This is a genomic window from Streptosporangium sp. NPDC003464 (assembly GCF_053588315.1).
The window spans coordinates 1-23,163 of sequence record NZ_JBSFPS010000155.1; the positions used below are offsets into that span (position 1 = coordinate 1).

A 23,163-nucleotide genomic window follows, 5' to 3' on the forward strand; every position below is an offset into this window, starting at 1 on the left:
TAACAGGCATGTTTCAGGGGCTCCTTTACCAGGCCATCCACTGGACCTTGGCGGTGTCGGCCGCCGTGGTCAGGGCGACGCCGATGACGGCGCGGCCGAGAATGATCGCGCCGGTTGCGCCGATGCCGGTGAAGACGGCGTAGGCCGTACCGACGGGTAGGGTCTCCATGGAGTGCGGCCGGAATAGGGCAGAAAGACACCGCGCTGGGGTGCTGACGGACAGAACCACCGCACTGTCGGGTATGCGGCCCAGGGCCACCGCCGGCCCGCCGCCTCCGGTCAGGCATCTGGGCTGGGTCGTTGTCTGCCTCCTCTCGGATCAGGCGGCCCGTCCCCTCCGGCATCACCTTCACGCGCCACCCGTCCGGCCATGAATGAGGCTTCGCGGGGTTGGCCACCATAGCCCCGCCGGACCCGGCGCCCCCGGTGAAGGTCAGCCTTGCTGGAGACGGTCTCGGTGACATGGCCGCCGGTCCCGAAAAGGCGTGACCGGCCGCCGCGATGTACCGATGCATCTTGATGAACTGGCGAGCCCAGCCCCTCTAGACCTAGAGGGGCTGGGCTCTGGACCTAGAGGGCACCCTAGAGGTCCATCGGCCGTCTGAGCTGGGATCTAGGGCCTAGAGGACAGTGGCCAACGTTGTCCAGTCCCATGAGATGCCTGGCGGTTCTGTCGCACGCCCTAAGCGACAGGCGATCTCAGCGGTGACGTGGGCGTTCGAAGCCGGCTAGCATTCGGGGCCGGCTAGGGCGAATACTTGCCGCAGGCTGAGACCTGAGGTCACAGCGCCCCGGGGGGCCCAGGCAGGACGATCTGGAAGAAGCCCTGCGCTCTGTACGTAGCGATCTTCCTGGCCTTCCCGGTCCTGACGTTCACCGCGTAGGCGGTCATGGTCCGATACGGTGGGTCGATCACCGCGGGCTCGCCGTCCGGCACCTTGGACGCCGGCCTGCACTGCACGGACATGGTAAGAGCCGTGACCTCCTCGGCACTGAGCCAGGTGCGCAGCGAGATCTGGGAGACGTCCGGGGACAGGCCGCTGAAAGCCGTCGCCTTCCGCCGCTTGCCGGTGAGCGTGTCCATGAGGGCGAGGTCGCCATAACGGCATGGCTTCTCGGCGGTGCTGAGGTCCTCGATCACCGCGACGGTCTTCCCGTCGGGAGCGAGCGGGCTGAAGTGGTAGTGCTTCGGCAGGATGACCGATGTGGAGTTGCCCGCCGAGGAGGACGGCCACAGGTTCGAAATCGTTCGCAGCTGCGAATTGGGCGAGTATTCCGCGAGTGTGATGGTGGCGCCGTCCTGGGACAGGCCGATGGGGACCCAGCGGTTCGGCAACTGGCGGACGACCCTGTCACGCATGTCGATGAGCAGCGCGGGGTCCTTGAAGTCCGGGACCTTGCTGAAGGCCACGAACCGGCCGTCGTCCGACAGCATCAGGCGCGAGATGCTGCCCAGCCAGCCCTGCGGCACCTTGTCGGCTGCCGTTGTCTTCTGGCCCGAGGCCAGGTCGCGGACCTGGAAGGTCCCTTCCTTGGCGCTGTAGTAGGCGATCTTCCGGCCGTCCCGACTGATCGCCAGTGGGCTGTCCCGCAGTCCGCTACGCCCGGGACTGAGGCTGGGCAGCGCCTCGGTGACGTAGTAGGCCTTCCCGTTCCGCGTGACCACCCGCCAGCCTCCGTCCCGGCAGTCCTTCGGCGCCTTCCCCTTGTCCGGCTTGCAAAAGGTCTTGTACGCGTGGCTCAGCGGCCCCACCCCGCGTGCCGGCAGGTCGCCTCGGGAAGCGGCCTCCTGCGGCCCGTCCGGCAGCAGCCGGACGGTGGCCGTCAAGCCGAAAGCGATGACCACGACCATGCCCGCCGCGAGGAGCGAGAGCACGGTACGCCGCCTGCGGTCATGCGTCGCAATTGTGCGTTCGGCCAGGTCCACCTGTGGAGATTCGTCGGCCAGGTCGACGAGCGCGTTTCTCAGCCAGGTCATCGGTAGGCCTCCTCGGTTTCCATGCCGGCGAGCTTCGGCGCCAGCTCGGGTGCCAGTTCGCGTAAACGGGCCAGCGCGTAGTGGGCCTGGCTCTTCACCGTGCCGATCGAGCAGTTCAGCAGCTCAGCTGTCTCACGTTCGGTCCGGTCCTCGTAGTAGCGCAGCACGATCACCGCCCGCTGCCGGGGCGGCAGCCGCATGAGAGCCCGGCGCATGACGAGCCGCACGATGGTGGACTCCTCGCTCGAGTACGGCCGGTCGGGCGGGTCCGCGGTCGGGAGCTCGGTCCTGACCCGGCGCCGCCGCCACGAGATGTACTGATTCAGCAGCGCTTTGCGCGCGTACGCCTCGGGGCGTTCGACGCGCGACAGCCTCGACCAGCGTCCGAGCACCTTGAGCAGGACGCTCTGCAGCAGGTCCTCGGCCTGGTGGGCGTCTCCCGTGAGCAAGTACGCGGTGCGCATCAGCGCCTGCTGATGGCCGGCGACGAACTCGCGGAAGCTGTCATTGCGGTCCAAGACGACTCCTCTCGACCGTTACCGACTCCGGTGACCTGTCGAAAGGTTCGGTCCGCCCGAGCTGAAATTTCCGGTTACGTCCTTGCACCCCGTCGGCAGCACCGCCGGCACAGCCCGATACCGCTGCTCGACAACGGACATGTCAACCAGGGCCGATCCCGGCTTCCGGACGCGCGGCGCCCGCGAAAGACGCACGGAAGATCGGCCGACAACGGCACCCGTCAAACATGTCCCTGGGACAGAGGTGTCAAGCATCTCCCGGGACAGCACAGAGCATCAGCCGAAGTGGGACACAGTTGGTCAACGTGGCGGATGAGACCTTTCTCTACGTCTTCAGGCGGCCCGCCCCTGACGGGCCGTTAGCGTTCACGGGCCGGGCCGCGGCTCTCCGGCCGGTCCCGGCGTCCTCCTCCCGGACGTGGCCCCAGCCCCGAAGTGAGCTGATCAGTGCGGGTCCCCGAAGTTCCAAGAAGACCGTGTTCCCGGAAGCGGAGACGCTACCGACTTCCGGGAACACCTGGGATTCCGACGTGAAATCCCAGCTCAGCTCTTCCGAGAACAGGACCTCACCGCTACATGGCGGCTGAGATCACGTTCGGGAGAAGAACGCTGGGAGGCCCGCCCAGCCGCAGATCATCTTGTCCGTTCACAGCCTCCACGATCACGCCGATCCCCTGTGGCGATCGCAGCGCGCGTCAGGAGACCGGCTTGATCACCCGGTCCAGGCTCCGGCCCGAGACCGCCACCGCCAGTGTCGTCAGCGCGAGAACACCCGCGCCGCCCGCCAGCGAGAGCCCGGCCGTCGAGTGCTGGATGACCAGGCCCGCCAGCATGGCGCCGAAGGAGACACCGAGGTTGGCGGCCGTGGTCACCCAGGCGTTGGCCTCCAGGCGGGCTGTCTCCGGTGCCAGCTCGTCTGCGGCCAGCCAGGCCACGACCAGCGCGGGAGCGCTGGCCAGGCCCAAGGCAGCCAGCACCACACCGAGCGCGGGCAGGGAGGGCACGAAGGAGGCGACCGCGACGCTGGTGGTCAGCACGGTCAAGAGCAGGGCCAAGATGACCGAGGTGCGGCGGCCGTGCTTGACCCGTCCCCACACCAGCCCGCCGATCGCGCTGCCCACCGCCATCGCCGCCAGCAGGTAACCCACGGCGGCGGGCTGGCCCGCGACCTCGGCCTTGGCGGCCACGGCCACCTCGACCGGCCCGCAGCCCAGACCGACGGCGAACTCAACCGCGACCAGGACACGGAAGCCACGCCCACGCAGTGGTCCGGCCCAGTGCGAATCTCGCTTGACGGTAACGGGCTTGGGGACCGCCGACGAGGTGACCAGGGTCCCGGTGCCCACGACCATCAACCCTGCGCAGAGGACCAGAGCGGTGTCGGGCGTGGCCCACAGCACGATCGCGCCTACCAGCAGCGGCCCGGCGGCGAAGAGGACCTCTTCGACCACCGCGTCGAGGCTGTAGGCGCGCTGCCGGTCGGCCGGGTCCGGCAGCAGCTGCGCCCAGATCGCGCGCATGGTGGAACCGAGTGGCGGAGCCGTGAGTCCCGCGACGGCCGCGGCGGGCACGTGCAGCCCGTCGAAACAGCAGGCCAGCAGGAGCGCCGCAGCGTAGCCCGCGGCGAGCAGCGGCAGCATGCGCCTGACTCCCAGGCGGTCGACGAGACGGGCCTTGACCGGCGCGGCGACGCTCGCCACGCCGAACACCCCGAGGGCCAGGCCCGCTACAGCGAAGGAGCCAGTGGCCTGCTCGGTGGCGAGCAGCAGGGCAAGGCCGATGGTGGAAAAGGACAGGCGGCCGACACTGGCCGCGACGAAAGCGTGCAGAACGGCACGATTGTTGAACATGGAAGCTCCACAGAAAGCCCGACCGGCGGCCGGTCGGGAGATGAGTCAGGACACCGAGAGCGGTGGCACCGACTAATCCGGGAGCTTGCACATAGGAGAAACATAACTGTCCGCAGACGTGGCAGGGAGTGCCGTCACCGGATCGGAACAAAGATCGACTCTCTGGCGTCCATGGTGCCGCGGTCCTCAGGGTGGCGCACCCTCACCGGGGCGGACGCGCCGGCGGGCGGGGCGGTGGCCTCACCGGAGAACGGGCACCCGGTCGCCCGATGCTGAACACGCCGCCCAGCGCTGCCGCGCCGCCGGGCTGCGGCTCTCCGGCCGGTCCTGACCCGCGACGCTCTGGCCCTCCCGGGCGATTGCCGAAGAACAGATCCGGTCCGTCGACGAGGAGCAGGAGCAGGCCGAGAGGCAGCCCGACGCCGTTGCCGAAAGCATCCGGCGCGGGTTCCGTCGCGAGGGTGACGCCGAATTGTTCTTATAGGGGTCAAGCGGGCGCCGCACGCGGTGCTGCCCGAGTAGCCTGCCTTCCAGGGGCGGCCCGGCCCCGGGGCGGTGTGGCTGCGCGCCACCCGGGCGCTGTGAGTCGGCCTGGGCCACCGGCCGGGTGGTCGTCCCAGGGGAAGTGGGAGAGGACATGCGTTTTCTGGAGCGGGAACGCGCCACTGTGGCGAAGCTGCTGCCGGGGCTGGACGAGAGCCTGCGGGCGATACCCCTCATGGAGCTGGAGGGCCCGAGCAGCCCCGGCCTCGGGCTCTTCCGTGACAGCGGCGGCCCCGGGCTGCTGGTGCCGACCGCCTACCAGGGGCGGGGAGCCACCGCCCTGGACGCCCTGCGGGTGCAGCGCGCGCTGGGCGGCAGGGCACCGTCGCTGGCCGTGGCCACCACCCTGCATCACTTCTCGATGGCTACCCTGGCCGGCCTGATCCCCGACGAGGGCCTGAAGTGGATGATTGTCGAGGGGGTGGCCTCCGCCAACTACCTCGTGGCGTTCGGCTTCGCCGAGGAGCGCCCCGGCGCGGGAGTTCTCTCCCCCTCCATGACCGCCACGGAGGGGCCCGACGGGGTGCGGATCAGCGGGGTGACGCGCCCGCCCAGTCTGGCCGGGTCGATGGACCTGCTCATCGCCGGTGTCATGGTTCCCCGCTCGGACGGCCCCGGCGAGGAACCGGCACTGGCGCTGGTGCCCACGGAGAGCGAGGGCGTGAGCGTCGGCGGGGCGGGGGCGGACAGCGAACAGGTCACCCTCGATGACGTACTGGTGGCGCCGGAGATGGTGGTGCGCACCTCGGCCCTCGACGGGCAACTGGACGTACTGCTGACCGCGGGCTTCTCCTGGTACCAGCTGCTGATGACCGGCAGCCATCTCGGGGCCGCCGGCGCACTGGTCGAGCGGGTGCTGCTCGACAGCCGGGTGCCCGAGTCCGAGCGGGTCCAGCTGCTGGTGGAGACCGAGGGCGCGATGTCGGCCGCGGAGGGCCTCGCCCGCCGGATCGACGACGGCGGCCCGGACGAGTCGACGCTCGCCGACTCGCTCTACGTCCGGTACTGCGTGCAGGACGCCCTCTCCCGGGTGGTCCCGCGCGCGGTCGAACTGCTCGGCCACCTCGACTCCACGGCCTCCGACGAGGTCGGCCACCTCGCCACCTGCGCCAACGGGCTGGCCCTGCAGCCGCCGGCACGGACCCGGATGACCGCTCCGCTGGCGGCGTACCTGGTCGACGGGCCGCTCACCATCGCCTGATCCCGGGCGTCCTCGCCCCGGACCACGAGCCGCCGTCCTCCTCCCCGGAGCAAGGGCTGGTAGGCCCCGGCACGCTCCGATCGCCCGGGCCGGGCGGAGCCACGTACGCCCGGCCCACCGGACGCAGCGGCCACACGGTGAAGTCGCCGCGCTGCTGGTTGAGGTGATACTGCCTGGACCACGGGGTGGACTGGTCGAGCCCGAGCTGCGGACCCAGCACTCGGCATCCTTGGCGCGCTTCTAGTCGGTGGTGGGCCGACCGGCCGAGCCGGGGCTGCCGGCACAGCAGGTCCGTTGGATTTTCGGCCAGGACTACGGGCGCCCCCACCTCGGCGGACCATGCCCTCATCGCAATCATGCGCGAGGCCGTAAGGGCGTCCGATCGAATGAAGCGCTCTTCTTCCGGCACCCGCTGGGCGGATGAGGTTGTCGGTACGCGCAGGGTTGACGCGCTCCGGTTGGCACGTATCTTTCATTCAGGAAAGTTTCCTAAGAATTCACTCTGTTGCAGATCCCCGAAGCAAGGCGCGGATCGGGGCGTACAGAACGTGAAACGGCCATCCGTCACCAGTACTAGGAGAGGGTATGAGAAGAACCCTGCGCGTCCTCGCCGCGACCGTGCTCGCGGCGGGAGTCGTTACCGTCGGGTCGAGTGTGCTGAGCTCGGCGTCGGCAGGAGTCAATGACTGTGACTACACCTTCGGTCAGAACTCGTTCTCCGCCCGATGCGCGACGAACGGTCCCGCCTACGAGTTTCGCGCGTGGGTCCAGTGCATCAACGGCCGCAGGGACGGCGGCTGGGTGACGACCAACAGCGGCCAGTGGAGCATAGCGAGCTGCGGACCATGGTGGATCGATCGCCTGAGCTACGGCGTGGACGTGCGCCCGCTCTCCTGACGCGGGTACGGCGGTACCGCCGCGAGGGGCGGTACCGCCGGGGCGTGGCCGGCTGCGGTGCTTCCGGCGAGGAGCTCCTGTCAAAGAGGAGCTCCTGTCAAATGAGGTGTGATCGCGTCTGCACCGTTCATGGGCGCCGCCCAGCTGGGGGGCCGTCCATGGGCGCCGCCCACCTGGGGAAGGTTCTCACCGCACCGGCGCTGAAAGAGAGCCGCCTCATTCCGTTGGACGCTCTAACGACCTCGTGCGTGATTGCGATGAGGGCATGGTCCGCTGAGGTGACACTTCATCGATCACGCTTTCTGTTCCCCGGACCGGGCGGAAGCGGCCGGATGATCAGCTCTCTGCTGGCCGGACAGAAGCGCGGCCACGGCCCGGACTGTGCCGGGCAGCTGATCGCGACGGCCGTGGTGGCGTGCCAGAGCCCCCAGTTCAGCAGCCGCCCTCGGAGGTCGGTGAGGACCGGCGCTAACGGCTGTCCCCAGGTTCCTCAAACCCGGGCTGTCCCGGTGCGGTCCGTGTCCGCCGCATTCCGGTGCCGCCCCTTGCCACGCAGTCCCGTCAGGCTTTTCCCTTGGCCGGCCACGGCGCCGAAACGCGCGAACGCAGGATCCGACTCGGGGAGCCGAAGGCGGCCCCGCCGGGTTGCGGAACTCCAGCGTAAACAGAGTTCATTTTTGAGATAGAACATTTATGTTCACAAGTTGCTAGACTCCCGGCATGCAGATTCCGACAGACAGAGAGATTCGCCGGTTGCACGCGAGACATGCGCCCACGCAGGAAGCGTTCGATCTTGTTTACGGCCACTGTGAGATCGTATGCGGAATCGCAGAACAACTTCTCGACCGCGCTGGCCTTGACCTCGATGCGGACCTGGTACGAGCCGGCAGTCTGCTTCATGACATTGGGGTCTATCGACTGTATGACCATGACGGAAAACTCGATCACGCGCGCTACCTGCGCCACGGGATACTCGGCTACGAACTCCTCCTGGAGGAAGGCTTCCCGGAAATGATCTGCCGCTTTTGCTCTTGTCATACGGGTATGGGCATTAGCCGTAACGACGTGCAGAAACAGGGTCTCCCGCTACCGCCGGCCGACTATGTGGCAGAATCAGGCGAGGAAAAACTCGTAATGTACGCGGACAAGTTTCACAGCAAAACCAGCCCCCCAACTTTTGTTTCCGCCGCGTCCTACGCTACTCAGATCCGCCGTTTCGGCGAAGACAAGGCCCTGGTCTTCGAGTCAATGTGCGAAAGCTTTGGGGCTCCCGATCTCGCACCGTTCATCACTGCACACGGATACGCCGTTGTGTAACAGGAGTTTCCTCGGTCTCGATATGCATGGACCCTGGCCTGGCTGATGAAAGAGACCCGGTGACCTACAGCGGGAGCGCCGCGCACATGGCGGTTTTATTGTCGAGATGGAGCCGCCGCGAGCCCGATACGGCTCAACTGCCGCGGCCGAGCCGTAACCGACCCAAAGAACGCCGGCGCTGTCGCTCGCGCTGAAGTGCTTTCAGCGGCTGGGCCGCTCCGCCAAGGCCCGTGAGGTGCCGCTCGCGGTGGTGAAGTACGCCCGGCGCTGCCTGGAACCGGCGCTGCCTGGAGCTGGGCGAGGATGTCATGCCGGTGTATGCCTCGCCGCGTACGGCTGAGTCGCATCGGGTGTTGGTGCGGCGCCGCGAGGTGATGGGCTACGCGCCGGCCAAGGCGCGCAGGATCGCGGCCAAGGCGATGACCCGGGCGGCGTGGGTGAAGAACCATCCGCCGGACCTGATCAACGCCGCGTTGGAGTGGCTGGCCCAAGCCCGGTTGGAGCCGCCGACGTTCTCCACGAAGGCGACCTCAGCCGATCGCAGCGTGCTGGAGCACGCTCTGACCTACTGGAGCAAGACCCGCGACTTCATCCCCGCCCGCGCTGCTGATGGTCGTCTGCTGGAGCTTGCGTTCGCCTCGGCCAACTGGCTGCGCGCCATCCGTGACCGCAAGCAGCCGGGCACATCGAGGGCATCGGGGCTGGGGACCGCCTCGGAGTCGATCAGCGGCGTGTCGTAGATCGACTTTGAAGGGCTCTAGACGAGATTCGCCTCGTAGGCGGCGATGACCAGATGGACCCTGGTACGGGCGTCGAGCTTCAGCAGCAGGCTGCTGACGTGCGTCTTGACCGTGCTCAGCGTGACGTACAGGGTCTGCGCGATCTCCGCGTTGGACAGGCCGCGCGCCACCAGGACCAGCACTTCCCGCTCGCGTTCGGTGATGTCCAGGCGACGGACCGGTGGGCTCACGTAACGCTCGATCAGCCGCCGCGTGACACTAGGTCCGAGTAGAGAGTCGCCGGACGCGACGGCCTGCACACTCCTGATCAGCTCGGTCGGCGGGGTGTCCTTGAGCAGGAAGCCCGCGGCGCCGGCCTGGAGCGCTCCGTAGACGTACTCGTCCAGGTCGAAGGTGGTCACGATGAGCACGCGGGCCTGCGGGTTCGCGGCACAGATGCGGCGCGTGGCCTCGATGCCATCCATCTCGGGCATCCGCACGTCCATCAGCACCAGCTCGGGTGGTTCGCTCGCGGCGACGGCCACTGCCTGCGCGCCCGTCGCGGCCTCGCCGTACACCCGGAATCCCGGCACGCTGTCGATCAGCCGGCGGAAGCTCGCCCTGATGAGTGGCTGGTCGTCGGCCACCAGCACCTTGATCACAGCGGCAACCTCGCCATCACCCGGAAACCACGCACCGGGCGGACGCCCGCCTCGAACTCGCCGCCGAAGACGCGCACGCGCTCGTGCAGCCCCTTCAACCCGTGGCCGTAGGGCCGCTCCCGCGCGTTCCTGCCGTCGTCGGTGATCTCCACGACCAGCTCCTCTTCCTGCCGTTCGATCATCACCGTGGCCCGCTGGGCCCCGGCGTGCTTGAGCACGTTGGTCAGCGCTTCCTGCACGATCCGGTAGACCGTGAGCTCCATCTCCCCCCGGACCTCGCCGTCGAGCCGCAGCTCCACCTCCAGGCCCGCGGCCCTGGTCCTGGCCAGGAGGTCGTCGAGGTCGTCGAGCCCGGGAGCGGGGACCAGGTCTGCCGGGGTGTCCTCGCGCAGCACGCCGAGCAGGCGCCTGGTCTCGCGCAGCGCCGACCTGCTGGTCTCTTCGATCGAGCCCAGCGCGCGGCTCATCTCCTCGACGCCGCCGATGTGCCGTTCGATGCCGGCTTGCACGGCGATCGTGCTGAGGCTGTGACCGATGACGTCATGCAGTTCGCGGGCGATGCGCAGACGTTCCCTCGCCGCCTCGGCACGGGCCCGCTCTTCTGCCTTGGCGGCCAGTTGCTCGGTGTAGAGCCTGCGCTGCCGTACCGCGGTGCCGGTGGACCAGGCCGCCACCACGATCGCCAGCACCAGCCCGAGCTGGTCGATGATCTGGCCCCGCAGCGGGAACTCCACCACCCCCTGCATCGTGACCGCCACCGCCGCGAGCAGCGCGGGCACTGCCCTGCTCCGGGTGGCCAGCGTGTAGAGCACGAGCGGCAGGCCGAACGGGTCCGCCTGCGGGATGAGGAACTCCCGCATCCCCAGCCCGCCGGCCAGCACGACCACGAACACCGCCCGCGGCCACAGGCGCCTGACCGCGAGGGGCAGGCTGGTGGCCAGGGCCACCGTGTGGTCGAGCACGTCGGGCGGCGCGGGATTACGCGAAGTGATGAGCCCGAGGAAGCCGGCTGCCAGCAGCAGGGCCACCACGGTGTCGAGGGACACCCAGGCCCAGTCCGGTATCCGGCTCAGCAGGGGGAGTCGGGGCTGATCAGGCACATCCTCGACCCTAGCCACCGGGCTCGGCGGCGCGTATCGGTCTCAGGACCGATGCGCGGGCCGGCCGCCGAGGCGGATCGTGACGGACATGATCGAAGTCATCGGATTGACCAGACGCTTCGGGCAGAGCGCCGCTGTCGACGACCTGTCCTTCACCGTCACCCCCGGAAAGATCACCGGATTCCTCGGGCCGAACGGCGCGGGCAAGACCACGACCATGCGGATCATCCTCGGACTCGACCGGCCGGCCTCCGGACGGGCCACCGTGAACGGCGTGCCGTACCGGACATTGGACAGGCCCCTCACCCATGTCGGCGCGTTGCTCGACGCGAGCGCCGTGCAGGGCGGACGCCGTGCCGAGCAGCACCTGCAGTGGCTGGCCAGAGCCAACGGGATCTCCCGCACGCGCATCGGCGGGCTGCTGGAGCTGGTCGGGCTCGGCGAAGCGGGGCGCAAGCGGGTGGGCGGCTTCTCCCTCGGCATGAAGCAGCGGCTGGGGCTGGCCGCCGCGCTGCTCGGCGATCCCGAGGTACTGCTGCTCGACGAGCCGCTCAACGGGCTCGACCCCGAAGGCATCCGGTGGCTGCGCGGGCTGCTGAAGTCGCTGGCAGCCGAGGGGCGGACCGTGCTGGTCTCCAGCCATCTCATGCACGAGATGGCGGTCACCGCCGATCACCTGATCGTTATCGGGCGGGGCCGGCTGCTGGCCGACACGGAGATCACGCAGTTCGTGCGGCCCGGGATGTCGCTGGAGGACACGTTCATGAATGTCATCGAAGGGAGCGCGTCGTGAATGCCGTCGCCGCCGAGTGGATCAAGTTGCGCACGTTGCGTTCGACCTGGTGGGCCCTGGGCGTGGGGGTGCTGACGGCGCTCGCGCTCACCGCGCTCGGCGCATCCACCGTGATCTCGCGCTGGGACCCGGGTCAGACGGGCGAGCAGGCCGCGATGGGGATCGTCGTGGCCGTCTATGTCGGAGTCGTGCTGGCTCAGCTGCCGCTCGGCATGCTCGGCACCATGTCGATCAGCGGTGAGTACACCTCCGGCATGATTCACACGACCTTCGTCGCCACGCCGTCGCGCTCACGGGTGTTGCTCGCCAAGGCGTCCGTGCTGGGTGGGATCGCCATCGCCACCTCGCTGCTCATCGCGGTCCCCGGATACCTGTACGGGCACACGGTAGCCTCCGGGTTCGACCTCACGCTGCCACCCGCCGGAGCATGGGCAGTGATCGGCGGCGGCACGCTCATGATCGTGATGACCACGATGCTCGGCCTTGCACTCGGTGCGATCTTCCGCAACGGCGTCGTGGCCATCTCCGTGCTCGTGGTGCTCATGGTGCTGGTTCCCTTCGCCGGGCGGATGTTGCCGGGGGGTGAGGTGGTCAACCGGATCCTGCCGGGCTATCCGGCGCTCCAGCTCATCGAGCAGATGCCGGACATCATGCCGGACGCGGCCGCCTTCGCCGTCCTGGGCGCCTGGGCTGTGGTACCGCTGCTGATCGCGGTCCTCGCCAACAAGCGGTGTCCTAGCGCTGTGTTCCTCAAACGCTGTGGGATGCCCCTGGTCAGCCCGTCTGGTTCTGGCCCCGCCCACATGTGAGCGATGACCGCTGACCCAACCTTTGAGTGGGGGTGTCCCACCCATCGCTCAGCGCCCGGTGTCGCCGGGCGCGAGCAAGCTGGTGAGCTCGGCGAGGGCTTCTGGGGAGGGATTGAAGTAGCGGCGCAGGTTCTCCGGCTTCTTATGCCGCGACTTGGCCATCAGCATCAGCAGGCTCGCTCCGGCCTGCCCGAGGTGCCTCAGGGCCGAGTGGCGGAACTCGTGCAGATCCCAGCCTGTGCCCGGCCCGCCGATGGCGGTGTGCTCATCCAGCAGGGCACGGGTCTGCCCATACGACAGCCGGGCCAAGCCGGTGTCGGGGCACACGGCTCGCGCGTCGACCACCTTCCCGGGGCCGGGGCGGCGGTGGGGGAGGAACACCGGGCCGTGGGTGCGGCCCTTGAGCAGGCGGGGTAGCAGGCGGGGCGGCAGCCGGGCGGTGCCGGCGTCCCAGTAGAGGTTTTCCAGCACGGAGTCTTCACGCACCTGGCCGCGCGGGCGGGCCTTGGTCCGCGCACCTTTGGCCTTGACCTGGCATCGGCGTCCGGCGAAGTCCAGGTCCTCGATGTTCACGCCCAAGATCTCTTCCGACCGGCCGGTGCTCTCACACAGCTTCCGCGGTCCGCACCGCCACCGCGGGCCCGAAGTCCCGCCGGTCACCAGCACCGCCTCCGGACAGCGGCCGACCCGTCAGGGAGACGTCAAGATCGGTTAGCGTAGAGACACCCGATTCTCTTTTTTGCGGCACCGCTGATGGCAGCGATCGACCTCCCGGACGTGCGCCGACGATCGTTCGCCGGACCCGGCCGCCGCGACCGACCATCCAGCGACCGTCCCCTAGCGAAAGAGATCCATGACCCACCGGTCTGATGGCGCCCGTCCCGCCTACGCCTTCGACAACGCCAACGCCCATGCCGGAGGCCAGCACGACAGTCTCGCCCGGCTGCTGGATCCCGGCACCTTCCAGCGCCTCGAACAGACCGCGATCACCGATGGCTGGGAATGCCTGGAGATAGGCGCCGGCGGTGGCAGCGTCGCCGTCTGGCTCGCCGAACGCGTCGCCCCCACCGGCCGCGTGCTCGCCACCGACATCCAGCCGCAACTCATCCCCGACGTTCCCGGTCTCACCGTGGCCAGGCATGATGTGACCACCGATCCGCTGCTGGACGATGCCTTCGATCTGATCCACGCCCGTCTGGTCCTCAGCCACCTCCCCGAGCGCCACCAGGTTCTCCGCAAGCTCCTCGCCGCGCTCAAGCCAGGTGGAGTCATCCAGATCGATGAGATCGACACCACACACTGGCCGATCCTCACCGCGGCGACACCGCAGGATGCCAAGGCCTACCACGCCTATCTCCTCGGGCTCGTCGGCGTCCTGCGCGCGGCCGGCGCCGACCCGTCCTGGGGCCCGCAGGTCGCCGCCGCCCTCACCGATGCCGGGTTCACCGACGTCGACCCACAGTGTCACAGCGAGGTATGGGGACCGGATTCAGCCGGGGCGGCGCTGCTGCTCAGCAACAGCCGGCATCTGGAGCCGGCCCTGCTGGCGCACGGTCTGACGGAATCGGACCTCGAGGCGGCCCGTGCGGCGATCGTCCATCCCGTTTTCCGGGCGGTGTCCTTCACCGTGCACACCGTTCAAGCGCGCAGGCCCGCTTGATCGCAGAAGATCCGGCCATTCATCAGCGGCCCGCCCGCCGCGAAGCGAACGGCAGCACCCGCACCTGCCGACTCCCTCGATCGTCGGGAACGCCCGCCTTCTTGGTAGGCAGATTCTTGGGTAGGCAGATGAAAGGCCCGATGCGGGGGGAAACTCCTGCCTGACAACGGAGCCGATCACGCACAGCTACGTCACCCTGGGTGACGCCGACCCGAGTGGAGGGCCACAGTCCGGCCCTCCGCTCCCGAGCGTGTCCCCAGCCGCCGGGTAGCTGTTCCACACGTCTTCGCCCTTGATCCGGGATCGGCATCGCCCCGGTGTCATGGGGTCCCGGTAGTGCTCGCCGAAAATCCAACGGATCTCGCCGACCAGCGTCGACCTGGAGCATCTGGGCAAGGTCGGCGGCATCCTCGGTCCAGTCCACCGCACCCACCGACCGGCGCGCCAGTCCTGCGGCGCCCTCGCGTCAGGGCAGGTCAGGGGTATATCCACTGGATTTTCCGCGATTACTGCCGGGGCCTCTTCAGGGCCGACTGTCATCACCGGTCGAAGCATTAAGCGGATAGTTCATCCGATTGTGTTACTGTCCCACCTAAGCGGATGAACTATCCGGTTATCTGGGTGGAGGGGCTCATGATGAAGACAGCTGTGGTCACGGCCGGCACGGGGGGCATCGGCCTGGAGACCGCGCTGGGGCTGGCCGCCGCAGGGTTCGCGGTCACTGTGGTCGGGCGCGACGCCGACCGGGGAGCCAGGGCGGTTGAGCGGATCAACGCGACGCAACCGGCGCACCCCGGCCGGTTCCTGTCCGCCGACCTCGCCTCGCTCGACCAGGTCCGCGCGCTGGCCGACAGCATCGCCGCCGACCACGCGGCGTCGGGGAAACCGTTGACGGTGCTGGTCAACAACGTTGGGGCGATGTTCGCCGAGCGCGCGGACCTGGGCGGCGTCGAGGCGTCGTTCGTCGTCAACCACCTCTCGCCGTATCTGCTGACCGAACTACTGCTGCCCACGCTCACCGCCGGGGCGCCGAGCAGGATCGTGAACGTGACCTCGGGCGCGGTCGGCGCCGCCAAGCGGGTGTTCGACGCCGTCGAGCCGCCAGGCGGCTACTACGGCTTCCACTGGTACGGCCGCGCCAAGCTCGCCAACCTCGCCTACACGCTCGACCTGGCGAGGCGGCTGGACGGCACGGGCGTGTCAGTCTTCGCCGCCGATCCCGGAGGCGCCGCGACCGACATGACCAACGGCACCCTGACCGACCCGAAGATCGTCTCTCCTGCCCTGCGGCTGCTGTGGCCGCTGGTACGCCGCAAGTTCGAACGCTCCACCTCCGGTCCGGCGTCCGCGGCGGCCAGGCCCTCGATCACCGCCGCCACCGACCACGCGCTGACCGGCCGGACCGGCCTCGTCATCGGGCCCCAGGCACACCCCGTCGCCCCGTTCCGTGCGGCGACCGACCGCCGCATCGCCGAGGCCGTACACCTGCTCAGCGAGACCCACGCGCCTGCGGCCAGAGCGGATGCATGACCATCGGCAGGTGCGTCCCCGGCCGCCCGCCGGTCACACGACCAGCGCCGGCGCGCTCCCGTCGCTCTCTCGGGAAACACACCGAACTCCCACCGCTCCCCGTTCGCCCGTTGCGCATGAGGGCACAACCATGACCGCCGAACCAGTAGCTGGAGATCATCACCGGCTTCCTCGGCCAGGAGCACGACGCGTGCTGACAGCCCGCGGTGGGCGGGCCAGGCAGCCCCGACAGCCAGGTCGCGCGGGAACGCCCGCATATGATCAGACGACGAGCCTGTGAACCAAGACGAGCAACCTGGATTCTTCACATGACGACCACACAGCTGCGCAAAGACGCCGCCCGCAACTGGGAGCGGATCGTCGCCACCGCCCGCGACCTGGTCGATCAGGGCGCCGCATTGCAGCTCAACGACGTCGCACGCCGGGCAGGCCTCGGGGTCGCCACGGTCTACCGGCACTTCGTCACCCCCGAGGCACTGCTGGAGACCGTCGCCGCTCCCTGCCTGGAAGCCCTGGCCGCGCATGGCGAGCAGGCTTTGGCCGACGCCGACCCCTGGCGGGCGCTGGAGGGCTTCCTGTCCCGCATCGTCGAAGCGCAGGTCACCGACGCCGCCCTGCCCCCGGTCGCCGCCGCGACCACGGACACCCTGCCGCGCACCACGGAACTCAAGAAGTCACTCGCGTCCGCCGGCACCACACTCCTCGAGCGGGCCCGCGACGCCGGAGCCGTCCGCCCCGACCTCGCCGCCGCCGACCTCGTCCCGCTCATGTGCGGCATCGCCCACGCCGTGACCGTCCACGGCGGCACCCCCACCGCCCGGATCGACACCGCCCACCGTTACCTCGCCACCCTGCTCGAAGGCATGCGCCCCACCCCGCCGAACACGTGAGCTCCAGGATCACGTTTTCTCACAGACGACGGCCGCCACCTATGGATGATCATGTGGGCCATGGAGGTACGTGAGCGGGACTACGGGTTTTCCTCTGCTCAGCAAGACGAGATCTGGCGGCGCTGGCGCGACGGGGAGTCGTTCAACGCGATGGGCCGTGTGCCGGCGCGCCGATGCACCACGTCCGCCGTTTTCTCGCGCGGAGCGGCGGCGTGCGCCAAACCCCCGCGGCGACGTTCCACACGGCACCTGACCGCCGCCGAACGCGAGGAGATCTCCCGGGGCATCGCCGCAGGGGTGTCCGCTCGGCTGCCGGCCAAGCGGCTGGGCGGGGCCTCCTCGACGATCTCCCGGGGGATCGCCGGCAACGGCGGCCGGGAGGATTGCCGGGCCGGTCCTGCCGACGCGCAGACCTATGCGCGGGCACGTCGGCCGGAAATGGCCCGCCGGCCCAGCGGCCGCGGTGTCCTGCGGGACATGGTCCCGCTCAGCGCCCGCCCGGCCGAAGCCGACGATCGCACGCTGCCCGGCCACTGGGAGGGTGACCTGGTGATGGGCACCCACCCCTCGGCCATCGCCACGCTGGTCGAGCGCACCAGCCGCTACACCCGCCCGATCGCGCTGCCCGAGGGCACCCAGGCCGAGCAGGTCCGCCCTTATCTGACCGGCAGCGTCCTGGCCGTTCCGCAACGGCTGCGGCGCTCGCTGACCTGGGACCGCGGCCGGGGTGCCCTGAGCCGATCACGTGCATCGACCGAACGATTTTTCGACACCCGAGGCGGACATCGAGCCCACCGACATCGGAACGGTGGTCGACGGCAACTCCGCCCATGTCGGCTCGCTGACGCCACCGACCGTTCCGTTGTCGGTCAAGCCCCAACCCGGCGCGGACGGGCTTGTCGAGCATCCTGAAAATCTGCTGCATGATGTGCCGGAAATATTTTTCTGATTGCGGATGGGCATCCGGCGCATCGATACGCTCAGAACAAAGCGTTCGTCAAGTCGACGGAAGGCCGGTTGGAGTTGTTTTCTTCCGCCGTACCCGGCCCCATGTCCCTGGGTTTAGCTGCCTTCTCAGTAATACATGAACGTTGCCAGAAGGCCGTTGCTCATGATCTGGGTGAGAAGCTCCCCTGGCCCGGCCCCCCATGCATTGGCGGCGTTGGCCAAGGCATAGACGTCCCCGTAGTTGCCCATCCAATGCCATCCCGGGACCGCAGCCGCGTTCGCCGCGGAGCACGCCTTGAAGAGCTCGATGCCCTGTTGAGTGGTTAGGACCTGATCACGAGCCGGCTCGTAACAGGTAGGGGCCGCGCTGGTCGACGCCTTCGGGGCGGGTGCGTCTGCCGACGCCGAAGCCGACACGCCGATCACTAACGCGGCGGAAACGGACACCAGAGCGAGTGTGCGTAGCCGGTTCAAGGTTTGACCCTCCTGTGAGGTCCCGAGTGTTCGAGAGCGAACACCGGAATAATCTAACGACGGACTGCCCGCGTCGATATAGAAACTCGAAAAAGAAACCAGAGAGGCAAAACAATTTGGTGGTGCAGTTGGGGCGGGCATCAACTGCACACCGATAACGCAGCGCCCATCAAAAAATCACTGATACTCCTGATCTGGTCTCATCTAGGGCCTGTTGCGAAAGTCGATCAAGGTCGTAGATGATCAAACGCCGTGGGGCGCGGAGATCTGACAAACAGCCAGGGGGCGCGGCTTGAGCCGTTGCTGCCTTCGGGCAAGAAGTGGGGCCGGCCGCCGACCTGGACGCGTCGACAGCTGATCGACGGCATACGGTGGCGGACCAGGACCGGTGCACCCTGGCGGGACGTTCCGGAGCGGTACGGGCCATGGGACCGGGCCTACGACCTGTTCCGACGCTGGCAGCGCGACGGCACCTGGGAGCGGATATGCGAGCAGCTGCAGGCCGAAGCCGACGCGCAGGGCCTCGTCACATGGGACGTCAGTGTGGACTCCACCGTCGCCAGGGCGCACCAGCACGCCGCCGGGGCGCGGAAAAAGGGGCACTGCAGAAGGAACCTCCCGGTGGCGTCGACGCCGAGCCCGACGATCACGGCCTCGGGCGTTCGTGCGGCGGGCTGACCACCAAGCTGCACCTGGCGGTCGAGCAGGGACAGAAGCCGCTGTCACTGCTCGTCACCGCCGGCCACCGGCACGACAGCCCGCAGTTCCAGCCGGTCCTGGAGGCCATCCGGGTGCCTCGGACCAGTCCTGGCCGGCCGCGGACCCGGCCGGACAAGGTCCGGGCTGATTAAGTCTACGGCTCCCGCGAGAACCGTGCCTACCTGCGCAGACCGGCATCGGCTGCACGATCCCGGAGAAGGCCGATCAAGTCCGCAACCGCAAGAAGCGCGGTTCGCGAGGTGGCCGGCCGCCGAAGTTCGACAAGATCGACTACCGTGAGCGCCATGCGGTGGAGTGCGGAATCAACCGGCTGAAGAGACACCGAGCCGTGACCACGAGATACGACAAGTTGGCCGTTCGCTATGAGGCGACCGCGCTGGTCGCTGCCATCAACGAGTGGCTGTGACCAGCACTCTCGCGACAGAACCTAGTGGTCGGCTGATTGTGGCAAACCGGAGTCGGGGTCCAATCCCGCTTTCCAGCGCTTCTGTGCTTCGAGCCAGTGCACGTAGCGCGGCGAGGCGTCACGCAGGTCGATGCTGAGAGGGTAGGGGTCGTACTCGTCCAGGAGCAGCATGCGGAGGAACTCGACCATGCCACAGGGGAAGAGTGTGAAGTCCTCGCGGGTGTGCCGGCCGCAGACCAGGACGGGCCACTGGTCGGGGTCGGGGTCGGTGGTCAGCCAGCACAGGATGTCGGGGCCCGAAGTGATGCCCCAGGCGAGGATGTGGTTCGGGTCGATGTCGAGACCTTCTTGACCGCCCAGCATCTCCCAGGTGTAACGGGCGTTCTCCGTCTCCTCCTCGAAGGTCCCGGGGTCCCACTGGATGTACTCCTTGGGCAACGGCATGAGGATGCCGACCTCGGCGAACGAGCCGGCGCCATAGATGGACATGAAGGCCATGTAGTCACGCGGGAACCGCGTGCCCCACCGCGTCTCTGCTGCCGACCAGTCGATTTCCTCGTCCGCGCCGAGATCTGAAGGCAGGATCTTGGTCAGCGCTGCGATACCTGTCGGGTCTTCCACGGCAATCCCTTCGACGACGTGGCCGGGGAGTCTACGAGGTCACACCGACACAACGCCGCAACGGGGTCAGACGCACCAGCGAGTGTGCCCAGCACTTTCGCAACAGGCTCTAGTCGCATGGGCCGAGCGGAGGGCCTGGTGCCCGATGCCGGTGGCCGACGATCGCGAGCAGTTCGAGTCCCGGCATCTGGCCGGCCATTTCTGGTCCACGATCGAAAAGCCCGCGTCCGATCAGGCGGACCTGCGCACCGACGGCGAGCTCTACCGGCGGTGACGAGAGCAGGTCGCGGCCCGGGCCGACGGGAAGGGACGCCGCGAGTTCGAGCCGATCCTGCGTGCCATCCGAGCCTTCTACGCCGACCTGCGAGCCTGGGCTGCCGCCGAGGCCGAGCAATGGGCGATCTGGGTCGTGCCCTGTCCCGCCAGCGACGCGGAAGTCCGCGGCTTCGGGGTCCGCAAGCGGCGCGTCAAGGAACGGATGGACGACAGAACCCGCCAGCGCCAACCACTGCTGAGCACACTCGTGGGATATATGGAGGCCCGGTACGGGCACCGACGCGCCCTGCTTGAGCACGCCGCCGCAGCGGGCGACGGGGAAACGGTCATCCTCGATGGCCGTAGCTACCAGCGTTTGTGGAGCCGGGTCGACGAACGGCGGATCAGGCTCGGCGGCAAGGCGAACATACGTGAATAAGTGGCTGCGCGGATAGGGGCGGTTGGGGAGACTGGTGGCAGAGCGGGTACGAGTCCTGGCGATCATGGAGTGGCGACATTGTGTGATCGTTGGGGAGACTTGTGCCTGTTCTGCCGTCCTGGCTGACCGAACCGCTGTGGGAGCAGTTCGCGGCCCTGTTGCCAATGCGGCCGGAGTTCCACCCGGGCCATCCGTTGGGCTGTCATCGCAGGCGTATCGGTGACCGGGTCGTCTTCGACAAGCTGCTGCAGCTGCGTTTCGGCTGTTCCTACGAGGCGATCGCGGATGCGACGTGCTCGGCCACGACGATCCGCAGCCGTCGTGACGAGTGGATACGTCTGGGTGTCTTCGCGCAGTTCAAGCGGATCGCGCTGGAGTCCTACGACCGGATCGTCGGCCTGGTCCTGGACCGGATTGCTGTGGACGGCTGCATCACCAAGGCGCCTGGTGGTGGTGAGGTGGCGGGGCGTTCCCCGGTCGACCGCGGCAAGCAGGGCTTGAAGCGTTCCGGGATGACGGACGGTTACGGCATTCCGCTGGGCCGTGTCCTGGCCGGAGCGAACCGTCACGACTCCCCGCTGCTCGCCGCGACCCTGGACCTGCTGGACGACCTCCGGCCCCTGCCCGACGACATCACCGTGCACCTGGACGCCGGCTACGACTCCGACAAGACCCGCGCCCTGCTTGCCGAACATGGCCTGGACGGCCGGATCGCGCACAAGGGCGAGAAGGCACCGGTCCAGGCAAGCGACAGGTGGCATGTGGAGCGTACCCATGCCTGGCAGAACGCCTTCCAGCGCCTCGCCCGCTGCCACAAACACCACGCAACGGTCATTAACGCGTTCTTCGATCTCGCCGACACCGTCATCACCGTACGCAGCCTGATCCGCCGGGCCTGGACAACCCACCGCTGGGACAACCGACCCAACCGCCACCCGTGAACACACGCCCGATGGCGCGTCGAGCGGTTCATTGCTCGTCGTCGAGGCCCTCAACGTCGACAGGCTGCCTTCCGTTGAACGTCACGAGGATTCCGTAGGGGTCCGCCAGCCGGAGCCTGCTCTCCGTGAAACGGATTGCCCAGGTTTGGTCGGCCCACACGGTTGCTTCGGGAACTGCCAGTGGCAACTCCGGAAGGTCGAGCCAGCTCAGTTCCTCAGTTGTGAGTTCGAAGTGCGATTCCCGGAGTCGGGTGCGGCAGTACTCCAAAGCTTGGTCGACGAAGACATCGAAGTGGCTCACGACGTCGTGAGCGAAATGGAGGGTGGCCTCTTCTGGCGGGGCGGCTGGCTCGATCACCAGACTCATCCCGGTCTCGACCGCGCCTGTCGGCTCCGGGAAGTAACCGGTCCAGCAGGCCAGCGATGGAGGGCTCTCCATCCTTCTCAACACAACCCCGGCGATACGCACGGTCGCGGGCAGTTTCGCGTCAACGCCAGGCTCTTCAGCGCCCGAGCTTCTCGTGGGTGCGCCGTTGTCGGTCATTGGCTCAGCATAGGTCAGGCCTGGTCACGATGATGATCGACAGCCGAGGCACGTAGCCACTGGTGCCCTCCGCCCCAAGCCCTATTCGCGCGGTCTGTAAGGGACTTGCGATGAAAGCGTGAGGTGTCCCTCTCGGCTCGGGGCCTGACGGGTGACCCGCAGCCGCATGCCGAGTCGTACGCCGTGACCCACCCCGGCTCCGGACGGCCAGTGGCCACCGCTCCCTGGCCCGTCACGTCCGTGACGGGCCGCGCGACCTTCGACGGGGCAGGACCCCCGCCCCGTCGCGGCCTGCCCTCCGGGTAGCTGTCCAGAGATACGGACTGGACTGCGAGTTCTACCGATGCTGCCTGTGACGGCGTGTGCAAGACTCGCTGGATGGCTTTTGCTGTGCTGCGGGCCGCATGCGGCCCGCAGCACAGCAACCGGGATCGGACAGAACGCGAGGAGTCAGGTGTCCTTCGAGCAGTGGAGCACACGTTGGGAATCAGTACCGCTGTCCGAGGCAGCAGAGCGCTACGACATCTGCAAGGCCAGCGACAACCACGTGGAGGACCTGGAAGAGCTCTTCGAGGACGGACCGGAGTGCTTCTTCGTTCACCAGGGTGACCTCACCGTCGACGGGCCTTTGTCGATAGGGAACGACCCTGGTCTGGCCCAGGACACCGTTTACGTCATCGATGGCGACCTGACGGTCAACGGGCCGATGCGCTTTTTGAACGCAGACGTCTGCACGCCGCTTTATATCACCGGCTCGGTCACCGCGCAGCACCTGATGTGCCTCCTGGACAGCAATCTTTTCATCGGCGGCTCGCTCACTGTCGGGGGCCTGCTGATGACGGAACTCTCCGACATGGGAATGCTCGTCGTACACGGTGCTGCATCTGCGGGCGCGTGGCTCGAAACATGGGACAGGGGTGACGTCACCTTTGTCGGTGATCTGAAGGCCCGTCGGCTGCGCGTGTCCGAGGGCGATTACCTCGAAGACTCCGACGCGGATGACGCGGCTGACATCCTGTTGCCCGAGTTCCTGGACGGCGACACCGGAGATGCCTCGGAAAAACTCTGGGAAGCCGCGCGTGAAGGACGTCCCCTGCTGCGCCCCTGATTTCCTGCCGGTTTGATCGGCAACCGCGGATGAGGGCAACTGGGTGAAGCCTGTCTGCACGGGCGGGGAGATGGTGTGCCTGGACGATGTCGGCGATCAGTTGTGGGACACCCATCCCGGCGGTAGCCGCGCCCTGGGCGCGGGTGTCCTCCAGCTGCGTGCGCAGGGCGCGCAGCTGCTCGTCGCCGGCGCGGCGCAGTTCCTCCAGCTCGGTGCGTGTCGCGTCGGTCTGGGCGCGGG

23 protein-coding genes and 4 pseudogenes are annotated in these 23,163 nt (G+C 68.1%); 15 read left to right on the top strand and 12 right to left on the bottom strand.

Annotated features, from left to right (window positions below; genetic code table 11):
* Window positions 1-25: 25 nt before the first annotated feature.
* The 4 genes from ACWDS7_RS29315 to ACWDS7_RS29330 form a co-directional block, all read right to left on the bottom strand.
* A complete protein-coding gene (locus ACWDS7_RS29315) occupies window positions 26-259 on the bottom strand; it encodes an SMR family transporter (RefSeq protein ID WP_451931886.1) in 234 nt (77 codons plus the stop codon).
* Window positions 260-781: 522 nt separating this feature from the next.
* On the bottom strand, window positions 782-1,978 hold the full coding sequence (locus tag ACWDS7_RS29320) for a hypothetical protein (RefSeq protein WP_451931887.1): 1,197 nt from the start codon (window positions 1,976-1,978) through the stop codon (window positions 782-784).
* Window positions 1,975-2,496, bottom strand: a complete 522-nt coding sequence (locus tag ACWDS7_RS29325) for a SigE family RNA polymerase sigma factor (RefSeq protein ID WP_451931888.1) — start codon at window positions 2,494-2,496, stop codon at window positions 1,975-1,977. Before ACWDS7_RS29325 ends, ACWDS7_RS29320 begins: the two co-directional genes overlap by 4 nt.
* Before the next feature lie 695 nt (window positions 2,497-3,191).
* On the bottom strand, window positions 3,192-4,346 hold the full coding sequence (locus ACWDS7_RS29330) for an MFS transporter (protein ID WP_451931889.1): 1,155 nt from the start codon (window positions 4,344-4,346) through the stop codon (window positions 3,192-3,194).
* Between the two features lie 637 nt (window positions 4,347-4,983).
* Between ACWDS7_RS29330 and ACWDS7_RS29335 the strand changes: the two genes are divergently transcribed.
* On the top strand, window positions 4,984-6,090 hold the full coding sequence (locus ACWDS7_RS29335; RefSeq protein ID WP_451931890.1) for a hypothetical protein: 1,107 nt from the start codon (window positions 4,984-4,986) through the stop codon (window positions 6,088-6,090).
* Here the strand turns inward: ACWDS7_RS29335 and ACWDS7_RS29340 are convergent.
* The gene (locus ACWDS7_RS29340) at window positions 6,077-6,310 is read right to left on the bottom strand and encodes a hypothetical protein (protein ID WP_451931891.1); all 234 of its coding nucleotides are present in this window, start codon (window positions 6,308-6,310) and stop codon (window positions 6,077-6,079) included. The genes ACWDS7_RS29335 and ACWDS7_RS29340 overlap by 14 nt on opposite strands.
* Before the next feature lie 365 nt (window positions 6,311-6,675).
* Here ACWDS7_RS29340 and ACWDS7_RS29345 point away from each other — a divergent pair, with 365 nt between their 5' ends.
* From ACWDS7_RS29345 to ACWDS7_RS29355, 3 genes are all read left to right on the top strand, one after another.
* Window positions 6,676-6,987 (top strand): hypothetical protein, encoded by a 312-nt coding sequence (locus tag ACWDS7_RS29345; protein ID WP_306872564.1) that lies wholly within the window; start codon window positions 6,676-6,678, stop codon window positions 6,985-6,987.
* Between the two features lie 720 nt (window positions 6,988-7,707).
* The gene (locus ACWDS7_RS29350) at window positions 7,708-8,304 is read left to right on the top strand and encodes an HD domain-containing protein (RefSeq protein WP_451931892.1); all 597 of its coding nucleotides are present in this window, start codon (window positions 7,708-7,710) and stop codon (window positions 8,302-8,304) included.
* Window positions 8,305-8,597: 293 nt separating this feature from the next.
* Window positions 8,598-9,044 (top strand): hypothetical protein, encoded by a 447-nt coding sequence (locus ACWDS7_RS29355; protein WP_451931904.1) that lies wholly within the window; start codon window positions 8,598-8,600, stop codon window positions 9,042-9,044.
* A 17-nt stretch (window positions 9,045-9,061) separates the two neighbouring features.
* Here ACWDS7_RS29355 and ACWDS7_RS29360 read toward each other — a convergent pair whose 3' ends face one another.
* Window positions 9,062-9,685, bottom strand: coding sequence for a response regulator transcription factor (locus ACWDS7_RS29360; protein WP_451931893.1), 624 nt, complete (start codon window positions 9,683-9,685; stop codon window positions 9,062-9,064).
* Complete coding sequence (locus ACWDS7_RS29365; RefSeq protein ID WP_451931894.1) at window positions 9,682-10,785, bottom strand: sensor histidine kinase; 1,104 nt, start codon at window positions 10,783-10,785, stop codon at window positions 9,682-9,684. The genes ACWDS7_RS29360 and ACWDS7_RS29365 overlap by 4 nt, the downstream gene beginning before the upstream one ends.
* An 88-nt stretch (window positions 10,786-10,873) precedes the next feature.
* Between ACWDS7_RS29365 and ACWDS7_RS29370 the strand changes: the two are divergent.
* Both ACWDS7_RS29370 and ACWDS7_RS29375 read left to right on the top strand, forming a co-directional pair.
* Window positions 10,874-11,512: pseudogene (locus ACWDS7_RS29370) on the top strand (ATP-binding cassette domain-containing protein); the annotation flags it as partial.
* Window positions 11,513-11,574: 62 nt separating this feature from the next.
* On the top strand, window positions 11,575-12,387 hold the full coding sequence (locus ACWDS7_RS29375) for an ABC transporter permease (RefSeq protein ID WP_451931895.1): 813 nt from the start codon (window positions 11,575-11,577) through the stop codon (window positions 12,385-12,387).
* 48 nt (window positions 12,388-12,435) lie between these two features.
* On the opposite strand, the gene ACWDS7_RS29380 is transcribed toward ACWDS7_RS29375, so the two are convergent.
* On the bottom strand, window positions 12,436-12,960 hold the full coding sequence (locus ACWDS7_RS29380; protein ID WP_451931896.1) for a hypothetical protein: 525 nt from the start codon (window positions 12,958-12,960) through the stop codon (window positions 12,436-12,438).
* Window positions 12,961-13,240: 280 nt separating this feature from the next.
* Between ACWDS7_RS29380 and ACWDS7_RS29385 the strand changes: the two genes are divergently transcribed.
* The 5 genes and pseudogenes from ACWDS7_RS29385 to ACWDS7_RS29405 all read left to right on the top strand — a co-directional run.
* Window positions 13,241-14,047 (top strand): class I SAM-dependent methyltransferase, encoded by an 807-nt coding sequence (locus ACWDS7_RS29385; protein WP_306872543.1) that lies wholly within the window; start codon window positions 13,241-13,243, stop codon window positions 14,045-14,047.
* A gap of 633 nt (window positions 14,048-14,680) precedes the next feature.
* Window positions 14,681-15,577 carry an SDR family NAD(P)-dependent oxidoreductase gene (locus ACWDS7_RS29390; RefSeq protein WP_451931897.1) on the top strand — a complete coding sequence of 299 codons (897 nt, stop codon included), beginning with the start codon at window positions 14,681-14,683 and terminating at the stop codon, window positions 15,575-15,577.
* Window positions 15,578-15,885: 308 nt separating this feature from the next.
* Complete coding sequence (locus ACWDS7_RS29395; RefSeq protein ID WP_451931898.1) at window positions 15,886-16,467, top strand: TetR/AcrR family transcriptional regulator; 582 nt, start codon at window positions 15,886-15,888, stop codon at window positions 16,465-16,467.
* A gap of 150 nt (window positions 16,468-16,617) precedes the next feature.
* A pseudogene (locus ACWDS7_RS29400) lies at window positions 16,618-16,815 on the top strand (helix-turn-helix domain-containing protein); the annotation flags it as partial.
* A gap of 138 nt (window positions 16,816-16,953) precedes the next feature.
* A pseudogene (locus tag ACWDS7_RS29405) lies at window positions 16,954-17,077 on the top strand (IS30 family transposase); the annotation flags it as partial.
* 464 nt (window positions 17,078-17,541) lie between these two features.
* Here the strand turns inward: ACWDS7_RS29405 and ACWDS7_RS29410 are convergent.
* Window positions 17,542-17,862 carry a hypothetical protein gene (locus ACWDS7_RS29410; protein ID WP_451931899.1) on the bottom strand — a complete coding sequence of 107 codons (321 nt, stop codon included), beginning with the start codon at window positions 17,860-17,862 and terminating at the stop codon, window positions 17,542-17,544.
* A gap of 279 nt (window positions 17,863-18,141) precedes the next feature.
* Between ACWDS7_RS29410 and ACWDS7_RS29415 the strand changes: the two are divergent.
* A pseudogene (locus ACWDS7_RS29415) lies at window positions 18,142-19,015 on the top strand (IS5 family transposase).
* 21 nt (window positions 19,016-19,036) lie between these two features.
* Here the strand turns inward: ACWDS7_RS29415 and ACWDS7_RS29420 are convergent.
* Both ACWDS7_RS29420 and ACWDS7_RS29425 read right to left on the bottom strand, forming a co-directional pair.
* Window positions 19,037-19,636: an SMI1/KNR4 family protein gene (locus tag ACWDS7_RS29420; RefSeq protein WP_451931900.1), complete on the bottom strand. Its 600-nt coding sequence runs from the start codon at window positions 19,634-19,636 to the stop codon at window positions 19,037-19,039.
* A gap of 109 nt (window positions 19,637-19,745) precedes the next feature.
* Entirely contained in the window at window positions 19,746-20,396 is a 651-nt protein-coding gene (locus ACWDS7_RS29425; RefSeq protein ID WP_451931901.1) for a hypothetical protein, read from the bottom strand.
* 35 nt (window positions 20,397-20,431) lie between these two features.
* Between ACWDS7_RS29425 and ACWDS7_RS29430 the strand changes: the two genes are divergently transcribed.
* Entirely contained in the window at window positions 20,432-21,271 is an 840-nt protein-coding gene (locus tag ACWDS7_RS29430; protein WP_451931902.1) for an IS5 family transposase, read from the top strand.
* A 28-nt stretch (window positions 21,272-21,299) separates the two neighbouring features.
* Here ACWDS7_RS29430 and ACWDS7_RS29435 read toward each other — a convergent pair whose 3' ends face one another.
* A complete protein-coding gene (locus tag ACWDS7_RS29435) occupies window positions 21,300-21,815 on the bottom strand; it encodes a hypothetical protein (RefSeq protein ID WP_355528359.1) in 516 nt (171 codons plus the stop codon).
* A 454-nt stretch (window positions 21,816-22,269) separates the two neighbouring features.
* Here ACWDS7_RS29435 and ACWDS7_RS29440 point away from each other — a divergent pair, with 454 nt between their 5' ends.
* On the top strand, window positions 22,270-22,923 hold the full coding sequence (locus tag ACWDS7_RS29440; RefSeq protein ID WP_306872475.1) for a hypothetical protein: 654 nt from the start codon (window positions 22,270-22,272) through the stop codon (window positions 22,921-22,923).
* Window positions 22,924-22,966: 43 nt separating this feature from the next.
* The coding region (locus ACWDS7_RS29445) for a hypothetical protein (protein WP_451931903.1) at window positions 22,967-23,163 on the top strand (197 nt) is incomplete at its 3' end.

Excerpts from the sequence above, each read along its gene's own strand:
- ACWDS7_RS29335 (WP_451931890.1), top strand. The coding sequence starts at position 4,984 with ATGCGTTTTCTGGAGCGGGAACGCGCCACTGTGGCGAAGCTGCTGCCG.
- ACWDS7_RS29345 (WP_306872564.1), top strand. The coding sequence starts at position 6,676 with ATGAGAAGAACCCTGCGCGTCCTCGCCGCGACCGTGCTCGCGGCGGGA.
- ACWDS7_RS29395 (WP_451931898.1), top strand. The coding sequence starts at position 15,886 with ATGACGACCACACAGCTGCGCAAAGACGCCGCCCGCAACTGGGAGCGG.
- ACWDS7_RS29385 (WP_306872543.1), top strand. The coding sequence starts at position 13,241 with ATGACCCACCGGTCTGATGGCGCCCGTCCCGCCTACGCCTTCGACAAC.
- ACWDS7_RS29330 (WP_451931889.1), bottom strand. The coding sequence starts at position 4,346 with ATGTTCAACAATCGTGCCGTTCTGCACGCTTTCGTCGCGGCCAGTGTC.
- ACWDS7_RS29435 (WP_355528359.1), bottom strand. The coding sequence starts at position 21,815 with ATGACCGACAACGGCGCACCCACGAGAAGCTCGGGCGCTGAAGAGCCT.
- ACWDS7_RS29320 (WP_451931887.1), bottom strand. The coding sequence starts at position 1,978 with ATGACCTGGCTGAGAAACGCGCTCGTCGACCTGGCCGACGAATCTCCA.
- ACWDS7_RS29390 (WP_451931897.1), top strand. The coding sequence starts at position 14,681 with ATGATGAAGACAGCTGTGGTCACGGCCGGCACGGGGGGCATCGGCCTG.
- ACWDS7_RS29425 (WP_451931901.1), bottom strand. The coding sequence starts at position 20,396 with ATGATCGCCAGGACTCGTACCCGCTCTGCCACCAGTCTCCCCAACCGC.
- ACWDS7_RS29350 (WP_451931892.1), top strand. The coding sequence starts at position 7,708 with ATGCAGATTCCGACAGACAGAGAGATTCGCCGGTTGCACGCGAGACAT.